The sequence below is a fragment of the Polaromonas sp. P4_F4 genome (genome assembly GCF_056401355.1).
The window spans coordinates 119,631-137,153 of sequence record NZ_JBFUJO010000001.1 but is presented as its reverse complement, the minus strand read 5'-3'; the positions used below and the strand labels follow the sequence as shown (position 1 = coordinate 137,153).

Genomic DNA, 17,523 nt, shown 5'->3' with positions numbered 1-17,523 from the left:
ATTGACGCAACAAATACTTATGCAACTCGCTGAAGTCTCCATACGCCGCCCGGTATTTGCCACCGTGCTGTCGCTGCTCATCGTGTTGATTGGCGCCGTGAGCTTTAACCGCCTCACGGTGCGTGAATATCCCAAGATCGACGAGCCCGTGGTCACCGTGAGCGTGCGCTACGCCGGGGCCTCCGCCGAGGTGATTGAGTCGCAAGTGACCAAGCCGCTGGAGGACTCCATTGCGGGTATTGATGCGGTGGACGTGATCACCTCCATCAGCCGGGCCGACCAGGCGCAGATCAGCGTGCGCTTCCGGCTCGAAAAAGATGCCGACTCAGCCGCCGCCGAGGTGCGTGACCGCACCTCGCGTGTGCGCAACCGCCTGCCGCAAGCGATTGACGAGCCCGTCATTGCCAAGGTCGAGGCTGACGCCTTCCCGGTCATACAAATCGCTTTTTCCAGCGATTCGATGACGCCGCTGCAGATCAACGACCTGGTCAACCGCATTGTCAAGCCACGTTTGCAGACCGTCACGGGTGTGGCCGATGTCCGCATTTTTGGCGAACGCAAGTACGCGATGCGGGTCTGGCTGGACACCGACAGGCTGGCCGCTTACCGGCTGACCACCCAGGATGTCGAGGATGCGATCCGCCGCAGCAACCTGGAGTTGCCCGCTGGCAGGATCGAATCGCAGCAGCGCGAGTTCAGCGTGACCTCGCAAACCGACCTCGTGAAGCCTTCGCAATTTGGCGAGATTGTGATCAAGAACGTCAACGGGTTTTCCGTCAAGGTCCGCGATGTGGCCCGGGTGCAAGAAGGCCCGGCTGACGAGCGCACTGCTGTCAGGCTCAATGGCCGCTCGGCAGTGGCGGTTGGCGTGATTCGCCAGGCCACGGCCAACCCGCTCGACCTGTCCAAGGGTGTACGGGACGTCATCCCCAGGCTGAAGGCCGATCTGCCGCCGGGCATGCTGATTGATATTGCCAATGACAACTCGGTCTTCATTGACCGTTCGGTCAAGAACGTCTATCGCACCATTGCCGAAGCGGTGGCGCTGGTGGCATTGGTGATTTTTGTGTTTTTGCGCACACTGCGCGCCTCGCTCATTCCCATCGTCACCATTCCTGTCAGCCTGATAGGAACGTTTGCCCTGATGGCGCTGGCCGGGTTCACCATCAACACGCTGACGCTGCTGGCCCTGGTGCTGGCGATCGGTCTGGTGGTGGACGATGCCATCGTGATGCTGGAAAATATTTTCCGCCACATTGAAGAGGGCATGGACCCGTTTTCTGCGGGCATCAAGGGCGCGCGTGAAATCGGCTTTGCGGTGATCACCATGACCGCAACGCTGGTGGCGGTGTATGCGCCGCTGGCGTTCACGCCGGGGCGCACCGGGCGCCTGTTTGTGGAATTTGCGCTGGCGCTGGCCGGTGCCGTGGTGGTGTCCGGCTTTGTGGCGCTGACGCTGACGCCAATGCTGTGTACCCAGCTGCTCAGGCATAACCCCAAACCCAATCTGTTTGACCGCACCATGGAGCGCGTGCTGACGTCCACCTCGGACCGCTATGCGGCTGTGCTGCGCTGGCTGGTCACCACACGCTACCAGCCAGAGGCTGGCGGTGGCATGGGGCAGCGGATCAAGGGCTGGGTATTTCAGGCGCGCTGGATGGTGGTGGCGGTGATGTTGCTGAGCGGACTGGCGATCGCGCTGGTTTTCCCGTCCATGAAACAGGAGCTCTCGCCAATCGAAGACCGCGGCGTGATCCTGGCCAACGTCAATGCGCCCGACGGCGCCACACTGGACTACACCAACCGCTATGCCCAGGCGCTTGAGAAAATGGGGCAGTCCTTCAAGGAGTTCGACCGCATTTTCGCCAACGTGGGCAATCCGACGGTCGCGCAGGCCAGCGTGGTGTACCGGACGGTGGACTGGGATGACCGCAAGCGCACCACCATGGAGATGGCGCGCGAACTGCAACCGAAGTTCAACGCGTTGCCCGGCGTCACGGCGTTTCCGATCACGCCACCGTCCCTGGGCCAGGGCTTTCGCGAGCGGCCCCTCAACTTTGTGATCCAGACCTCGGACAGCTACCAGAACCTCAATACCGTCGTGCGCCAGATGCTCGATGAGATTGCCAGGAATCCCGGCATCGTCTCTCCCGATGTGGACTTGCGCCTGAACAAGCCCGAGTTGCGCATCGAGGTGGAGCGCGACAAGGCGGCGGACCTGGGTGTAAGCGTCGAAGTGGTGGCCAAGGCGATTGAAACCCTGCTGGGTGGGCGGAATGTGACGCGCTACAAGCGCGATGCCGAGCAGTACGATGTGATTGTGCAAACCGAGGCCAGCGGGCGCAGCACACCCGAAGACATTGACCGCATTTACGTGCGCGGCCGCAACGACGTGGTGATACCGCTGTCGGCGTTGGTGAAGGTGCATGAAAGCGTGTCGCCACGCGAACTGAACCACTTCGGCCAACGCCGGTCGGTGTCGATTACCGCCAGCCTGGCGGCCGACTACTCCCTGGGCGAGGCGCTGAAGTTCATGGACCAGACCGCGACCAAAGTGCTGAAGACGGGCTACAGCACCGACCTCAACGGCACCTCACGCGAATTCAAGAACTCCCAGGGTGCGCTGGCTATCGTGTTCGTGCTGGCGCTGGTGTTCATTTTTTTGGTGCTGGCTGCGCAGTTTGAAAGTTTTGTGGACCCGCTGGTGATCATGCTGTCGGTGCCGCTGTCCATGATTGGCGCGCTGCTGGCCCTGAAATGGAGCGGCGGCTCGCTCAACGTTTATTCCCAGATCGGGCTGATCACGCTGGTGGGGCTGATCACCAAGCACGGCATCCTGATTGTCGAGTTCACCAACCAGCTGCGCGGGCAGGGCATGGAGATGATTGATGCGCTCGTGAAGGCATCGTCGCAACGCTTGCGCCCAATCCTGATGACCACCGGTGCCATGGTGCTGGGAGCGATGCCCCTGGCAATGGCGCATGGCGCCGGCGCCGAAAGCCGCATCCAGATTGGCTGGGTCATTGTGGGCGGCATGTCGCTGGGCACCTTGCTGACCATTTTTGTCGTCCCGACCATGTACTCGCTGTTTGCCCGCGCCAAAATTCCGGGTGCCAACAAGGCCGTGGTCAAGGATGCGGTGTCACACCACAAGGGCGATCTGGTAGCAAAATAGGGCTGTCATGCCCACTGTTGAGTTCGCCCCGGCCCTCACACGCCATGCTGCATGCCCACCCCAGCAGGTGGCTGCGGCCACCTTGGGTGCGGCCCTCGATGCAGCATTCCTTGCGGCACCCGCCTTGCGCAGCTACGTACTTGACGAGCAGGGCGCGATACGCAAGCATGTAGCTGTGTTCATCAATGCGCACCAGATAGCCAGCCGGACGCAACTGGACGTTGCACTGCAGCCGCAGGACAAGGTGGTGGTGATTCAGGCGCTCTCGGGAGGTTAGACATGGCAACCCCGACTCCGGCGGCGCAAGCCGCCCCCGTGACTCCTGTGGCGGCACACACCCTCTGGGTGGGCACGCGCAAAGGCTTGTTTGTCGTGCGCCGGTCCGATGCGGGCTGGCAGATCGGCGAGCCGCACTTTCCCGGTGAGCCGGTCAGCCAACTGCTCATAGACCCGTACAACGGGGCCTGGTACGTGGCGCTGCGCCTGGGGCACTTCGGTATCAAGCTCTGGAAAAGTGTCGATGCCGGCGTTCAATGGCAGGCCATCGCGGCGCCCGCGTTCCCATCCAAACCCGACCATGGTTTCTGGAAGGACGACCCTACGCCGTGGAGCGTGGACATGGTGTGGGGCCTGGAAGCGGGGCCTGGCATTCTCTGGGCCGGCTGCCTGCCGGCGGGGCTGTTCAGTTCTGCCGATGGCGGCGCCAGCTGGCAACTGGCTGAAAACCTGTGGCTGCGGCCTGAGCGCAAGGAGTGGCTTGGCGGGGGTTATGACCATGCCGGCATCCATTCGATATTGATCGACCCGCGCGACCCCCAGCATCTGACGGTGGCCATCTCCTGCGGCGGGGTGTGGCAAAGCCGTGATGGCGGCGCCAGCTGGCGCAATACCTCCGAAGGCCTGGAGGCCGGATACATGCCGCCCGAGCGGCGCGCCGACCCCAACATCCAGGACGTGCACCGCGTCGTGCACTGCGCGGGGCAGCCGGACGTGCTGTGGTGCCAGCACCATTGCGGCATCTGGCGCTCGACCAACGGTGGGGAGTTCTGGGACGCGGTCGCCGCGCCGCAGCCCAGCGGGTTCGGGTTTGCCGTGGCGGCGCATCCGCTCGATCCCGCACGCGCGTGGTTTGTGCCCGCGCATTCGGATGCCCAGCGCATACCCGTTGGGGGACGGCTGGTCGTGAACGAAACCCGCGATGGCGGCGCCACGTTCGCCAGCCACGGTGAAGGACTGCCGCAGCAGGCTGCTTTCCATCTGGTGTATCGCCACGCCCTGGCGTCCAGCGAGGACGGCCAGATGCTGGCCATGGGTTCCACGACGGGCGGCCTGTGGGTCAGCGAAGACGCCGGGGTTTCCTGGCAGTGCCTGTCACGGGACTTGCCGCCGATCGCCGTGCTGCGGCTGGTTTAGTGGTTTACTGGGCGGATTAGAGGACGCCCTCGAACATCATCACATCAACCTCGTCACCCACCGCCACGCTCCCCTGACCGTGGTGCAACATGATCAGGCCATTGGCCTCGGCCATGGAGCTGAGCACGCCGGAGCCCTGGTTGCCCGTGGTCCTGACCTGTAGCGAGCCGTCGGGCGCTGTGGATACCCAGCCGCGCTGGTATTCGGTACGGCCCGGCTTTTTGCGGATGGCTTCCGTGCTGCGCGCCCTGAGCAGCGGTGGTGGCAGTGCGCTCGCGCCCATCATCTGCAGCAAGGCGGGGCGCACAAACGCCAGAAAAGTGACCATCACCGCCACCGGGTTGCCCGGCAGGCCGAACAGGATTGCGCCGTGAGGGTTGCCACGTCGTTGATAACCGTCTTGCCCGGTTGAGCCTGGGCTGAGTGCGGGTTTTGATGGCAGGATGCGCCCGACGGCCATGGGACGGCCTGGTCGCATGGCAATGCGCCAGAAGGCCACATCACCCAGCTTCTTCATCATGGCCTTGGTGAAGTCGGCCTCGCCCACACTGACGCCGCCCGAGGTAATGACGGCATCGGCCTGTGCCGCTGCGCGGGAAAATGCCGCTTCGAGCAGGGCCGGGTCGTCGCGCACCACACCCATGTCGATCACCTGGCACCCCAGGCGGCTCAGCATGCCGAAGACGGTGTAGCGGTTGCTGTCGTACACGGCGCCTTCGCGGGGTGCCTCACCCAGCGACAAAATCTCGTCGCCGGTGGAAAAGTAGGCTACCCGCAGCGGCCGCCAGGTCTTCAGGGTTTTAAGGCCCAAAGATGCTGCCAGCCCAAGGCGGGCGGGCGTCAGCAGCTCACCTTTTCGCAGCGCCGGCTTGCCCTGCATCAGGTCTTCGCCACGCAGCCGGCGGTTGTCCCCGGCGCGTAACAGGCCGGGCGGGATGCTGATACGGGTGCTTTCAGCGGATTCCCCGGCAGGCTGCAGTGTGGCGAACTCCTGCGGCACCACCGTGTCCAGCCCCGGCGGCATGATGGCGCCCGTCATGATCCTGACGCACTGGCCCGACAGAACGCTGCCTTGCCACGCCTTGCCCGCCAGCGCCGTGCCCACCACCTCCAGTTCAAGTGCGGCATCGACCGTCAGTTGCTGGCTGGCAAAGGCATAGCCGTCCATGGCCGAGTTGTCATGAGGCGGTACGTCGAACGGCGAAATCACGTCGTCGGCCAGCACCCGGCCGAAGGCGTCGAACAAAGGCAGCTCAACGACTTCCTGAACAGGCTCGACAAGCCTGGACAGGAAGACCAGCACATCGGCGGCGGATATGGACTGGGGGTCGTAGCCCTGCAGTTCCGCGGCAATCTGGTCCAGTGTTTTCACGGCAGGCGGGATTCCAGCTGGTGCAGTTCAGCCAGCGTATTGGCATTGAAAAAGCCATGCGCGTCGTCGGTGGGCCGGTCGAATGGCACAAGGACTGTTTTGTGCTGTGCGGTCCAGGCGTCGATTTTGCGGCCGCCATCCTTGGTAAAACGCACCAGGCTCTCGAGCATGCCGGTGTGCATCAGGCAAAACACCGGCTGCGGTCTCAGCTGTCCGTCCTCCTCGGGCGCAGAAGCTACCGCAAAATCGGCACCCTCCCGCACAAACGCCTCTGCCATGCGTGCCACCAGGTCTTCCGGAAACAGGGGGGTGTCGCAGGGCACGGTGAGCATGTAGGGTGTCTCGCAGCGCTCCAGGCCGGTCAGGAAACCGGCGAGCGGCCCGGCATAGTCGCCCAGGTCGGTGCTGTCGGGCCAGACGGGAACACCAAACGACTCGTAGGCGGCCAGGTTGCGATTGGCGTTGATCATGATGCCGCCGACCTGCGGACTCAGCCGCAGCAGCGTGTGCAGCGCCAGCGGAACGCCGTTGAAGTTTTGCAGGCCCTTGTCCACGCCGCCCATGCGCGAGCCGCGGCCGCCCGCGAGGATCACGCCGGTAATGGCTTCCGCATGGAGCGGGGCGGTGATATCAATGTTTGCCAAATCTGCCTCCAATGGACTGCCAAGCATGAGCGCAGTCATGCCTCAGTCGACAATTTTCCGCCGGGCCGCTCCAAGGAAAATTAGCCCCCTCGGGGGGCAGCGTATTACACGAAGTGAAAAGCGTGGGGGTCATATATTTTTAGCCCCCGATGTAGCTCATTTCAACCCGCTTGGGTGTCCCATCCGACGGGCTGGTGTCTGCCGGCATGGCAGCGCGCAACTCCGAGTAATGGTCGGTGCGGGCCTGCCAGATGTGGCCTACTGCCGCGGCGATCTGGTCGTCGGCAAAACCACCGCGCAGCAGGGCGCGCAGGTCATGCCCCTGGCTGGCAAACAGGCACAGAAACAGTTTGCCTTCAGTCGACAGCCGTGCCCGGTTGCAGTCGCTGCAAAAGGCCTGGGTGACGCTGCTGATCACGCCAATTTCGCCCGCGCCGTCAACATAGCGCCAGCGCTCGGCGGTCTCGCCGGTGTAGTTCGGGTTGACGGCTACCAGGGGGAATTCGGCCTGGAGGCGCTCAATCACCTGCGCCGACGGCAACACTTCGTCCATACGCCAGCCGTTGGTGGCGCCCACATCCATGTATTCAATAAAACGCAGCACCGCACCCGTGTTGCGGAAATGCCGCGCCATGGGGAGAATCTCGGCATCGTTGGTGCCGCGCTTGACCACCATATTGATCTTGAGGGGCGCCAGGCCCACCCTGTGGGCCGCTTCAATTCCCTTGAGCACGTCGGCCACCGGAAAGTCCACATCGTTCATGCGGCGGAATGTGGCATCGTCCAGTCCGTCCAGGCTCACCGTGACGCGCTGGAGCCCCGCATCCTTGAGCGACTGCGCTTTTTTGGCAAGCAACGATGCGTTGGTGGTCAGCGTGATGTCCAGCGGCCTGCCGTCCGGTGTTTGCAGTTTTGCCAGCATCTCGATCAGCACCTCGAGGTGCTTGCGCAGCAGCGGCTCGCCGCCGGTCAACCGGATTTTCTCCACCCCATGCGCCACAAAAATTTTGGCCAGCCGGGTAATTTCCTCAAAGCTCAGCAGCGAGCTCTGCGGCAAAAAGGCGTAGTCCTTGTCAAAGACCTCACGCGGCATGCAGTAGCTGCAGCGGAAGTTGCAGCGGTCCGTCACGCTGATGCGCAAATCGTGCAGCGGCCGGCCCCGCGTGTCGCTCAGCAGGCCCGTGGGGGCCTGCAGCCGGGCAGGGATATGCGGCACGCGGCTTGCGTAGCGGATATCTGCCAGGGGAATTACTTTGTCGGTCATGGTGAAAGGCATAAAGGGCCTAAAGGGAGAATTTACTCCATTGGCCCGGCCAAGCGGAAAAGTTCCGCCCTTATCCCCAGGCGCTGAGCGTTATTGACCGCCGGGCCGTCCCGCCCTTGCATGGGGCTCTCCTCCCAGCAGGGGCCGCGGAACCGGCTTTGCTGGGCCTGAGCCTGTCGAAATGCCGGGCCGCCGGCGCAGCGCCCCTTCGGGGCAGCGAACCACGCGCAAGTGGGGAGCGGGGGGCCAAGTCCATTCCAGCAGGGGCCGCGGAACCGGCTCAGCCGGGCCGCAGGCGCAGCGCCCCCTCGGGGGGCAGCGAACCACACGCAGTGGGGAGCGTGGGGGCTTTATACGAGCGTGGGGGCTCTATACACAGCGCGCGCCGTCCACCTCGATACACACGCCACTGATGAAATCGGCCTCGTCGCTGGCCAGGTAGAGGGCCGCGTTGGCCACATCCAGTGCCGTGGAAAAGCGGCCCAGCGGGATGCTGGCGCGGAACCGCTCCCGGCGTTCTTCATCCAGCGGCCCCCCGGCAAACTCGGCCGACAGGCCGGTATCGGGATTGAACACCGGGTTGATGCAATTCACCCGGATGTTGTCAGGCCCGAGTTCGGCCGCCAGGGATTTGGAGGTGGTGATGACCGCGCCTTTGGAGCCGTTGTACCAGGTCAGGCCCGGCCGCGGGCGCACGCCAGCCGTGGAGGCGATATTGATGAAGCTGCCGCCACCCTGGCTGCGAAACACCGGCGTGGCATGAATGGTGGCCAGGTAAATGCTTTTGACATTGATGGCGTAGCACTTGTCGAACTCTTCTTCGCTCACGTCAAGCGCGGGCCGGTTGCGGTGCGTCCAGCCCGCGTTGTTGACCATCACGTCGAGCTTGCCGTAGCGCTGCAGGGCCGCATCGACTAGCGCCTTGACTTCCTCGGATTTCGTGACGTCGGCGGCAAAGAAGGAAGCGGTACCACCGGCCTTGACAATGGCGGCCACCACTTTTTCGCCCATTGCCACGTTGATGTCATTGACGATGACCTTGGCGCCTTCAGCCGCCAGCCGTCTGGCTATGCCTTCGCCAATACCGCCGCCGGAGCCGGTGACGATGATGGATTTGTCTTTGACCCGCATGGGATGATCTCCAGGTTTTTATTGATACGTGAGCTTAGTGCATCTGCCAGGCTGGGCCGGGCAGGCATGTCAACCATGCCGCACCGCCACCGTCTTCAAAGTCGTAAATCCATATAACGCCTCAAATCCCTTCTCGCGTCCATAACCCGATGACTTCACGCCGCCAAAGGGCAGCTCCACGCCGCCGCCGGCGCCGTAGTTGTTGATGAACACCTGGCCGCTTTTGACGCGCTTGGCCATGCGGAACTGGCGGGCGCCGTCGCGGGTCCAGATGCCGGCCACCAGGCCAAAGCGGGTGGCGTTGGCAAGTTCAACTGCATGGTCTTCACTGTTGAAGCTCATGGCGCACAGCACCGGGCCAAAGACCTCTTCCTGCGCCAGCCGGTGCATTACCGGCACGTCGCGCAGCAAGGTGGGCGCCTGGTAAAAACCGGTGTCGGGTGCTTCTTCCACGATCTGGCCTTGCGCCACCATGGGGATGTTGGCGACCTGTGCGTCGCTTAGAAAATCCCACACACGCTGCTGCTGGCTTTGCCGGATCAGCGGGCCGACGTCCAGGTCCATGGAGGCCGGGCCGACACGCAGGTTTTCGAAGGCCTGCCCCAGCCGCTCCAGCAGGGGCTCGTAGATGGCCTGCTCCACCAGCAGGCGGGAGCCGGCCGAGCAGGTTTGCCCGGCGTTTTGCACGATGGCGTTGATGATCGTGGGAATGGCCTCGTCGAGGTTGGCATCGGCAAACACGATTTGCGGGCTTTTGCCGCCCAGCTCCAGTGTTACCGGGCAATGGCGCTCGGCCGCCACTTGCTGGATCAGCGTGCCGACCGCCGGGCTGCCGGTAAAGCTGATGTGGTCAATGCCGGGGTGGCGGGCCAGCGCGTCGCCGACCTCATGGCCGTAACCCGTCACGATGTTGATCGCCCCTGCGGGAAAGCCGACCTCGGCCGCGAGCTGGGCCACACGGATGAGCGACAGGCAGGCGTCTTCAGCCGGCTTGACGACGCAGACATTGCCGGCCGCCAATGCGCCGCCCACACTGCGCCCAAAAATCTGCATCGGGTAGTTCCAGGGTATGACGTGACCCGTGACGCCGTGCGGCTCGCGCCATGTCATCACGCTGTAGCCGTCCTGGTAGGGAATGGTCTCGCCATGCAGCTTGTCACAGGCGCCGGCATAAAACTCAAAGTAGCGTACCAGCGCGGCCGCATCGGCCCTGGCCTGTTTGACGGGTTTGCCGCAGTCGCGCTGCTCGATCAGTGCCAGCTCATCGGCATGCTGCGCCACCTTGGCCGACAGGCGCATCAGCAGCCGGCCACGCTCTGCGGCGCTGAAGCGCCGCCAAACCAGTTCCAGGCAGCTGCGTGCGCCGCTGACAGCCATGTCAATATCGTAGGCATTGCTGCGCTGGATGACGTCAAAGACCTGGCCATCGGACGGGTCGAGAACGGGAATGGTTTTACCGGAGGACGAAGGGATGGACGCGTTGGCAATGTAATTGAGCTGCATGGGCATGATTTTGCGTGAAAAGCACATGCCCCCAGTCAAACCTCAATAGGTTATTGCCGGGGCGGTGCATCCCGTTGCAAAAATGTACACATCGCTGCGCCGGCCTCGTTCGCAACCGCTATGCGAAAACCGGGGAGCAAGTTCAGATTCAGATATGCAGGGGAACGCTGGCCCGTAGCTTGCCGGTCGCGTAAAAAGAGTCCAGGTTGTCCACCACCAGCTTGGCCATGGCCTGGCGTGTCTCATTCGTGGCGCTTGCGAGATGCGGCAGCAACACCACCTGATCCAACGCCAGCAATCGCTCTGGCACGCGCGGCTCATCCGCATACACATCCAGACCGGCGCCGGCGATGGTGCCGGCCTCCAGCGCCTCAATCAACGCGTCTTCGTCGATCACCGAACCGCGCGACACATTGATCAGGAAGCCTTCGGGGCCGAGCGCGCGCAGCACGCTGGCCGATACCAGGTGACGGGTTTCGGGGCCGCCGGCGCTCACGACTACCAGAAAGTCCGCCCAACGGGCCAGTGACTCGATGGAGGGTTCATAGGTGTAGGCCACCGCCGGATTGGGGCGACGATTGTGATAGCGCACTTCCATGTCAAAACCGCTGGCACGGCGCGCGACGACCTGGCCAATGCGGCCCAGCCCGAGAATGCCCAGCCGCTTGCCGCTGACGCGCGTGGCCAGCGGATAAGCGCCCTGCAGCCAGCGCCCGGCACGCACGAACCTGTCTGATGCGCTGAAGCGGCGCGCCACATCCATCACCAGGCCAAAAGCCGTGTCGGCCACGCAGTCATTCAGGACATCCGGTGTGTAGCCCACCGCAATGCCGCGGGCCTGGGCGGCCTCCAGAGGCAGGGTTTCAGTGCCTACGCCGAAGCTGGAAATCACCTGGAGATTGGGCATGGCCGCCAAGGTGGCATCGTCCACGCCAAAGCGTGCGCTGGTCACGTAGCCGGTGAATTCATGGCCATGTCGGGCGAGGAAGGCCGAGGGGTCGGCTTCTTTCCAGAGGGGATGCGCGTCGTAGCGGGTGTTGAATTCGGTGGCGAGCAGGGGGGGGATGGCTACGTGCTGGAGGAGTCTGGGTTTCATGGGTTTGGAAGAGGGAGTCAAGGAGTCAAACAGTCAGTGGTTGGGTTTTTCGGGCCTGGCGCAGCCGCAGGCGCCAGGCACCGGCGTCCAATTGCCAGATCTGGCTGACCTGTACGTCAGACGTGCCGGGCTCGCCCCGGTTGAAGATGTCGTAGAGCGCGCGATGACTCACCAGCGCAATCTCGCCCGCCAGCTGTACGGACGCATTGCGCAACTTGATGCCGCGGAAGACCGACTGACCGTTGACCAGCGCGTCAATGAACGCCTCACGTGTCTGGATGCGTCCATCGGTGTGGCTGTAGGTCAGGCTGGCCATGGTGAGTTCCGCAAGGTCGGCCCGGCTGGCATCCAGGCAAGCCTGGCTCAGTGCGTGCATGGCTTGCAGCACGGCCGCTTCCGCAGCAGCCGTGGGCTCGCATGAGCCATTGGCCAGTAGCTGGGTGCTCGCCGGGGCGGTGTTGTGGTTCATGCTGTGATTCACAAATCAGTCCTCAGGCTATCTCTATTCGGGCCTTACTCGGGCTGGATGTCGGCGTCCTTGGCCACTTTGGCCCACTTGGCCATTTCAGACTGGATGAAGCTGCCAAATTGCTGGGGCGTACCGCCGCCCACTTCAATTCCGGCTTCCTGCAGGCGCTGGCGCACGTCCGGCGCGCTGAGGGCCTTGTTGATTTCCGCGTTCAGTTTGGCGACGACTGCCTTGGGCGTGCCGGCGGGCGCCAGGATGCCGCCCCAGGTGCTGGTCTCGTAACCCGACATGCCCGCCTCGGCCATGGTGGGGACGTCGGAGGCAACAGCGGACCGCCTGGCCGTGGTCACGGCCAGCGCGCGGACCTTGTCGCTCTTGACCTGGGTGTTGATGGCTGCCACCGTGTCAAACATCAGGGACGTGCGGCCGCTGATCAGGTCCGGATGGGCCAGCGTGCTGCCCTTGTAAGGCACGTGCACCATGTCGATCCCGGCCATGGTCTTGAACAGTTCGCCGCTGAAATGGGGCGCGCCGCCCAAGCCGCTGGATGCAAAAGACAGCTTGCCGGGGTTGGCTTTGCCATAGGCCACCAGTTCCTTCAGGGTCTTGACCGGCAGCGTCGGCGACACCACCAGCATCAGGGGCACGACGTGCGTGATCACCACCGGTTCAAAGCTCTTGAGCGTGTCAAACGGCAGCACTTTCTTCATGCTCGGATTGATGGCATGGCTGCTGGCCACCAGGGCCAGGGTATGGCCGTCGGGGGCCGACTTGGCCACGAAGTCGGTGCCGATGATGCCCGTGGCGCCGGCCTTGTTGTCAATCACCACCGGCTGGCCGGTGGATTCTGTCAGCTTCTGGCCGATCAACCGCGCCGCTAGGTCAATGGCGCCTCCGGGGGAAGCCGGTACGACGATGGTGATGGATTTGCTGGGAAAGGTTTGCGCATTCAGTGCGCCGCTGACAGACAGGGCGGTGACGGTGACGGCGATGGCTGTAAAAAGCTTGTTCATGTTGATTTCTCGGCCTATGGATGGGTTGTGGGTTGCGGGTGGGTATTGGGGTTGAAACTTTTGGGCTTTTGAGTTTTGCTCTATTCGATCGAGATGCCGCTGTCGCGGATGATGCGACCGTAGCGCTGCCGGTCTGCATCGATGCGTGCCTGGAAGGCCGCGGGCGTGAGCCCCAGGGGTGTAGCCCCCTGCATGATCAGGGTCTGGCGGGCATCGGGTTGCGCCAGCACTTCGCGGACATCGGCAGAAATTTTTTCCACGAGTGCGGGTGGCGTGCCTGCCGGGGCCAGCATGCCGATCCAGGATCCGGTGTCAAAGCCCGGCAGGCTTTCACCCACGGTGGGCATGTCGGGCAGGGCGGGCGAGCGGCTGGCGGAACTGACCGCCAAGCCGCGCAGCTTGCCCGACTTGAGGTGTCCGATCGACTCCAGCACCGTGGCAAACAGGATGTCGACGTGGCCGGCCATCAGGTCGGTCACGGCGGGGCCACCGCCTTTGTAGGGCACGTGCAGCATGCTGAGGCCGCCGGACTTCCTGAAGATTTCGGCCGCCAGGTGAGGCGCGCCGCCACTGCCGGAGCTGGCGTAGCTGAGCTTTCCGGGCTCCGATTTGGCAGCGGCCATCAGGTCCCGGACCGACTGGTAGGGCAGGGACGGCGTGATCAGCAGCACCAGCGGCAGCTCGGCAATCATGCTGATGGGGGCGAACGCCCTGTCCGGGTCGTAGGCCATTTTTTTGTACAGCGAAGGGTTGACCGACTGCGTGCCAACGTTGCCGGCCAGCAGTGTGTAGCCGTCCGGTTTGGCCTTGGCGACGACATCAGCGCCGACCATGCCGGAGGCGCCGGCCTTGTTGTCGACCAGCACCGGCTGCCCCCATTTGACCGATAGTTTCTGGGCCACGAGACGGGCGCCGACATCGGTGCCGCCGCCCGGCGGGAAGGGCACGACCACCGTGACGGGCCGGGTGGGAAAGGGCTGCGCAGCAGGCGCTTGCGCCTGGGTGGGCGCAGCAGACCACGCGACCAGTGTGGTGAGCAGGGCGGACAGTAAGTGTTTCATGGTGTCTCCTCGCGGTGGGTAGGCCCTGTCCGTTTTGGGCGGATGGGCGGTTTATCGGGTTGTTGCGCCGAAATTTCTTTGTAGTATTCTAGTATGCCAGAATACTACGGAAATCCAAACAGTAAACTCGCCCCATGGCCCGCTCACGACTGCACCTCCCTGAAATCCCTGCCAACTCCGCATTGACTGACCGGTCAGGCGGCCGGGGAATGATCAGCCAGGAAGCCTATGAAAGCATCCGCACGGCGATCCTCAACTGTTCATTCACGCCGGGCATGGCGCTGTCGGAACTGGCGGTGTCGGAGGAACTGGGTGTGAGCCGGGCACCGGTGCGCGATGCGTTTCGCCGCCTGGTGGGCGAAGGCCTGCTGGAGGTCACGCCGCAGCGCGGAACCTTTGTCACGCGGCTGAGCCGGGCGCGCATTGAAGATGCCATTTTTGTGCGCGAGGCCATTGAATGCCTGGCGGCGGAACTGGCCTGCGAGGCGCCACTGGCGGAGCGCAAGAAGCTGCATGACGTGCTGGAGCGGCAGATTGCGGCTTCAGACCAGAAGGACTTTGGCGGGCACCTGAAAGCGGACGAAGACCTGCATTACCAGATACTCGTGTTGGCGCGCCATCCGCATGCCTGGAATCCGCTGATGCTGGCACGGACGGGCATGAACCGGATCCGCCACATCGCCATCCCGGAACTGGGCGGCAACCGGATCGCCATCGAGCAGCACCGGCAGCTGGTGCGTGCTATTGTGGGCGGCGACCGCGCCAAGGCGCGTGAACAGATGCTGCTGCACATCCGCTCGCCGCTGCGTTTTGTGGACGCCATCAGCGAGCGGTACCCGGAGTACTTTGTGCAGGAGTGAGATGAGGTTCTATCGTCCCCTGGCCTTGCGCCAGACGGCGAAGTCGTCTTTCGATTGCTGCTCGGTGGGCGGATACAGGCCAATGATGGGCCGGCCTTTCAGGACTTCCTCGGAAACGAAGTCTTCAAAGGCGGTCATCTCCACCGCCTCATCGGCAATTTCGTCGGCCAGGTGGGCCGGAATCACAAAGACGCCTTCCTTGTCGCCGACGATGACGTCGCCGGGAAACACCGCCACATCGCCGCAGCCAATGGGCACATTGATGTCCAGCGCCTGGTGCAGCGTAAGGTTGGTCGGCGCCGACGGGCGGTGGTGATAGGTGGGAAACGGCATGGCCGCAATCTCGGGCGAATCCCGAAAGCCGCCATCGGTAACGATGCCGGCAGCGCCACGCACCATCAGGCGGGTGATCAGGATGGAGCCGGCCGATGCGGCGCGGGCGTTTTTGCGGCTGTCAATCACCAGCACCGCGCCTTCGGGGCATTGCTCGACCGCCACGCGCTGCGGGTGTTTGGGGTTCTGGAACACCGTGATGGGATTCAGGTCTTCGCGCGCCGGGATGTAGCGCAACGTGAAGGCTTCGCCCACCATGTTGGGCAGGTTGGCGTTGAGCGGGTGCACGTCCTGGATGAACTGGTTGCGCAGGCCGCGCTTGAAGAGGGCGGTGCACAGCGTGGCGGTGCTGACGGTTTTGAGCTTGTCGCGGGTTTCGGATTTGAGGGTCATGGGAGTCTTTTCTATCACTTCGTGTTGGTTTGTGTCAGGTCGTGTCTGTTCGTGTCAGTAAATGTCGGGCTCGCCCACCGGCGCGCCAAACGAGGTTTCCAGAAAGTCAAAATCACAGCCCTGGTCGGCCTGCTGGATATGGCGCGCGGCCATCCAGCCGTAGCCGCGTTCATAGCGTTTGGGCAGCGGCGTCCAGGCGGCTCGGCGCCGCGCCAGCTCTTCGTCGCTGACTTCCAGGTGAATGCGCCGGCCTGGCACGTCCACCGAAATCAGGTCACCGGTTTTGACCAGTGCGAGCGGACCGCCGATGTAGGCTTCAGGCGCCACATGCAGGATGCAGGCGCCATAGCTCGTTCCACTCATGCGGGCGTCTGAAATGCGCACCATGTCCTTCACACCTTGCTTCACCAGCTTGAGCGGAATGGGCAACATGCCCCACTCGGGCATGCCCGGGCCGCCCTGCGGGCCGGCATTGCGCAGCACCATGACATGGTTTTCTGTGACGTCAAGGTTCTCGTCGTCAACGGCTGCCTTCATGGAGGGGTAGTCGTCAAACACCAGGGCCGGGCCAGTGTGCTTCAGGAGCCTCGGGGCGCACGCGCTGGGCTTGATCACGCAGCCGCCGGGCGCCAGGTTGCCGCGCAGCACGGCGAGCGCGCCTTCGGCATAAATGGGATTGTCCAGTGGCCGGATCACGTCGTCGTTGTAGACCTCGGCACCTTCCAGTGTTTCGCCCAGGGTGCGGCCGCTGACCGTCATCGCATCCAGCTTCAGATGGCTGGTCAACCGGCTCATCATGCCGCGCATGCCGCCCGCGAAGTAGAAATCTTCCATCAGGTAGGTGTCGCCGCTGGGCCGGATATTGGCGATCACGGGCACCTTGCGGCTGGCGGCATCGAAGTCGTCCAGGCCCACGGCGCAGTGTTCGCCGGCGCGGCGCGACATGGCCACCAGGTGAATGATGGCGTTGGTCGAGCAACCCATGGCCATGGCGATCACGATGGCGTTTTCAAATGAGGCGCGGCTGAGCATCCTGGCCGGGGTCAGATCCTCCCAGACCATGCTGACCACGCGGCGGCCGCATTCGCTCGCCATGCGGATGTGGTTGGCATCCACCGCGGGAATGGACGATGCACCGGGCAGCGTGAAGCCGCAGGCCTCGGCAATGCCCGTCATGGTGCTGGCCGTGCCCATGGTCATGCAGTGGCCGTGGCTGCGGGCAATGCCGCCTTCCACTTCCAGCCATTGGGCCGCGCTGATCTTGCCGGCGCGCCGGTCATCCCAGTATTTCCAGGTGTCTGAGCCCGAGCCCAGCACCTTGCCCTTGACGTTGCCGCTCAGCATGGGGCCAGCCGGCAGGTAGATGCAGGGCATGCCCGCGCTCATGGCACCCATCAGCAGGCCGGGCGTGGTCTTGTCGCAGCCGCCCATCAGCACCACGCCGTCGATCGGGTGGCTGCGCAGCAGCTCTTCGGTCTCCATGGCCAGCATGTTGCGGTAAAGCATGGTGGTGGGTTTGACGATGGATTCCGACAACGATATTGCCGGGAGTTCAATCGGGAAACCGCCGGCCTGCAGCACGCCGCGCTTGACGTCTTCCACGCGCTGTTTGAAGTGGCCGTGACAGGTGCCGATGTCGCTCCAGGTGTTCACAATGGCGATCACCGGCTTGCCGACCCAGTCTTCGGGGCCATAGCCCAGCTGCATCACGCGCGAGCGGTGGCCGAAAGAGCGCACATCGTCGGGGGCGAACCAGCGCGCGCTGCGCAGCGATTCGTAGGTTTTTTTGCTCATGT

At 63.6% G+C, this 17,523-nt stretch carries 15 protein-coding genes; 4 read left to right on the top strand and 11 right to left on the bottom strand.

From position 1 onward, the window contains the following. Positions 1 to 19 precede the first annotated feature (19 nt). Genes AC1DUR_RS00670 through AC1DUR_RS00660 form a run of 3 tightly spaced genes read left to right on the top strand, consistent with a single transcriptional unit; the run spans position 20 to position 4,588 of the window. On the top strand, positions 20 to 3,175 hold the full coding sequence (locus AC1DUR_RS00670) for an efflux RND transporter permease subunit (RefSeq protein WP_477716868.1): 3,156 nt from the start codon (positions 20 to 22) through the stop codon (positions 3,173 to 3,175). 7 nt (positions 3,176 to 3,182) lie between these two features. Then, positions 3,183 to 3,452, top strand: coding sequence for a MoaD/ThiS family protein (locus tag AC1DUR_RS00665; protein ID WP_477716867.1), 270 nt, complete (start codon positions 3,183 to 3,185; stop codon positions 3,450 to 3,452). Between the two features lie 2 nt (positions 3,453 to 3,454). Further along, entirely contained in the window at positions 3,455 to 4,588 is a 1,134-nt protein-coding gene (locus tag AC1DUR_RS00660) for a WD40/YVTN/BNR-like repeat-containing protein (protein WP_477716866.1), read from the top strand. A gap of 16 nt (positions 4,589 to 4,604) precedes the next feature. Here the strand turns inward: AC1DUR_RS00660 and moeA are convergent, their stop codons facing one another. From moeA to AC1DUR_RS00615, 9 genes are all read right to left on the bottom strand, one after another. Further along, positions 4,605 to 5,960 (bottom strand): molybdopterin molybdotransferase MoeA, encoded by a 1,356-nt coding sequence (gene moeA, locus AC1DUR_RS00655; protein WP_477716865.1) that lies wholly within the window; start codon positions 5,958 to 5,960, stop codon positions 4,605 to 4,607. After that, positions 5,957 to 6,604 (bottom strand): molybdenum cofactor guanylyltransferase MobA, encoded by a 648-nt coding sequence (gene mobA / locus AC1DUR_RS00650; protein ID WP_477716864.1) that lies wholly within the window; start codon positions 6,602 to 6,604, stop codon positions 5,957 to 5,959. Before mobA ends, moeA begins: the two co-directional genes overlap by 4 nt. Positions 6,605 to 6,743: 139 nt before the next feature. Further along, a complete protein-coding gene (gene moaA / locus AC1DUR_RS00645; RefSeq protein WP_477716863.1) occupies positions 6,744 to 7,868 on the bottom strand; it encodes a GTP 3',8-cyclase MoaA in 1,125 nt (374 codons plus the stop codon). A gap of 369 nt (positions 7,869 to 8,237) precedes the next feature. Continuing rightward, positions 8,238 to 8,999 (bottom strand): SDR family oxidoreductase, encoded by a 762-nt coding sequence (locus tag AC1DUR_RS00640; protein WP_477716862.1) that lies wholly within the window; start codon positions 8,997 to 8,999, stop codon positions 8,238 to 8,240. 69 nt (positions 9,000 to 9,068) lie between these two features. After that, positions 9,069 to 10,502, bottom strand: a complete 1,434-nt coding sequence (locus AC1DUR_RS00635) for an aldehyde dehydrogenase family protein (protein WP_477716861.1) — start codon at positions 10,500 to 10,502, stop codon at positions 9,069 to 9,071. A gap of 148 nt (positions 10,503 to 10,650) precedes the next feature. After that, the gene (locus AC1DUR_RS00630; protein WP_477716860.1) at positions 10,651 to 11,598 is read right to left on the bottom strand and encodes a 2-hydroxyacid dehydrogenase; all 948 of its coding nucleotides are present in this window, start codon (positions 11,596 to 11,598) and stop codon (positions 10,651 to 10,653) included. A 25-nt stretch (positions 11,599 to 11,623) separates the two neighbouring features. Further along, complete coding sequence (locus AC1DUR_RS00625) at positions 11,624 to 12,067, bottom strand: nuclear transport factor 2 family protein (RefSeq protein ID WP_477716859.1); 444 nt, start codon at positions 12,065 to 12,067, stop codon at positions 11,624 to 11,626. 44 nt (positions 12,068 to 12,111) lie between these two features. Then, entirely contained in the window at positions 12,112 to 13,080 is a 969-nt protein-coding gene (locus AC1DUR_RS00620; RefSeq protein ID WP_477716858.1) for a tripartite tricarboxylate transporter substrate binding protein, read from the bottom strand. An 80-nt stretch (positions 13,081 to 13,160) separates the two neighbouring features. Further along, a complete protein-coding gene (locus tag AC1DUR_RS00615; RefSeq protein WP_477716857.1) occupies positions 13,161 to 14,141 on the bottom strand; it encodes a Bug family tripartite tricarboxylate transporter substrate binding protein in 981 nt (326 codons plus the stop codon). Positions 14,142 to 14,350: 209 nt separating this feature from the next. Here AC1DUR_RS00615 and AC1DUR_RS00610 point away from each other — a divergent pair, with 209 nt between their 5' ends. Then, on the top strand, positions 14,351 to 15,001 hold the full coding sequence (locus tag AC1DUR_RS00610) for a GntR family transcriptional regulator (RefSeq protein ID WP_477716856.1): 651 nt from the start codon (positions 14,351 to 14,353) through the stop codon (positions 14,999 to 15,001). Between the two features lie 9 nt (positions 15,002 to 15,010). On the opposite strand, the gene AC1DUR_RS00605 is transcribed toward AC1DUR_RS00610, so the two are convergent. Then, positions 15,011 to 15,727, bottom strand: a complete 717-nt coding sequence (locus AC1DUR_RS00605) for a ribonuclease activity regulator RraA (protein WP_477716855.1) — start codon at positions 15,725 to 15,727, stop codon at positions 15,011 to 15,013. Positions 15,728 to 15,781: 54 nt separating this feature from the next. Continuing rightward, positions 15,782 to 17,521, bottom strand: a complete 1,740-nt coding sequence (araD, locus tag AC1DUR_RS00600; protein WP_477716854.1) for an L-arabinonate dehydratase — start codon at positions 17,519 to 17,521, stop codon at positions 15,782 to 15,784. Between the last annotated feature and the right edge of the window lie 2 nt (positions 17,522 to 17,523).

Coding starts and splice junctions, on each gene's coding strand:
- AC1DUR_RS00615 (WP_477716857.1), bottom strand. CDS start 14,141: ATGAAACACTTACTGTCCGCCCTGCTCACCACACTGGTCGCGTGGTCT.
- AC1DUR_RS00665 (WP_477716867.1), top strand. CDS start 3,183: ATGCCCACTGTTGAGTTCGCCCCGGCCCTCACACGCCATGCTGCATGC.
- AC1DUR_RS00660 (WP_477716866.1), top strand. CDS start 3,455: ATGGCAACCCCGACTCCGGCGGCGCAAGCCGCCCCCGTGACTCCTGTG.
- AC1DUR_RS00625 (WP_477716859.1), bottom strand. CDS start 12,067: ATGAACCACAACACCGCCCCGGCGAGCACCCAGCTACTGGCCAATGGC.
- araD (WP_477716854.1), bottom strand. CDS start 17,521: ATGAGCAAAAAAACCTACGAATCGCTGCGCAGCGCGCGCTGGTTCGCC.
- AC1DUR_RS00640 (WP_477716862.1), bottom strand. CDS start 8,999: ATGCGGGTCAAAGACAAATCCATCATCGTCACCGGCTCCGGCGGCGGT.
- AC1DUR_RS00630 (WP_477716860.1), bottom strand. CDS start 11,598: ATGAAACCCAGACTCCTCCAGCACGTAGCCATCCCCCCCCTGCTCGCC.
- AC1DUR_RS00635 (WP_477716861.1), bottom strand. CDS start 10,502: ATGCAGCTCAATTACATTGCCAACGCGTCCATCCCTTCGTCCTCCGGT.
- AC1DUR_RS00620 (WP_477716858.1), bottom strand. CDS start 13,080: ATGAACAAGCTTTTTACAGCCATCGCCGTCACCGTCACCGCCCTGTCT.
- moaA (WP_477716863.1), bottom strand. CDS start 7,868: ATGACCGACAAAGTAATTCCCCTGGCAGATATCCGCTACGCAAGCCGC.
- AC1DUR_RS00610 (WP_477716856.1), top strand. CDS start 14,351: ATGATCAGCCAGGAAGCCTATGAAAGCATCCGCACGGCGATCCTCAAC.
- AC1DUR_RS00605 (WP_477716855.1), bottom strand. CDS start 15,727: ATGACCCTCAAATCCGAAACCCGCGACAAGCTCAAAACCGTCAGCACC.
- AC1DUR_RS00670 (WP_477716868.1), top strand. CDS start 20: ATGCAACTCGCTGAAGTCTCCATACGCCGCCCGGTATTTGCCACCGTG.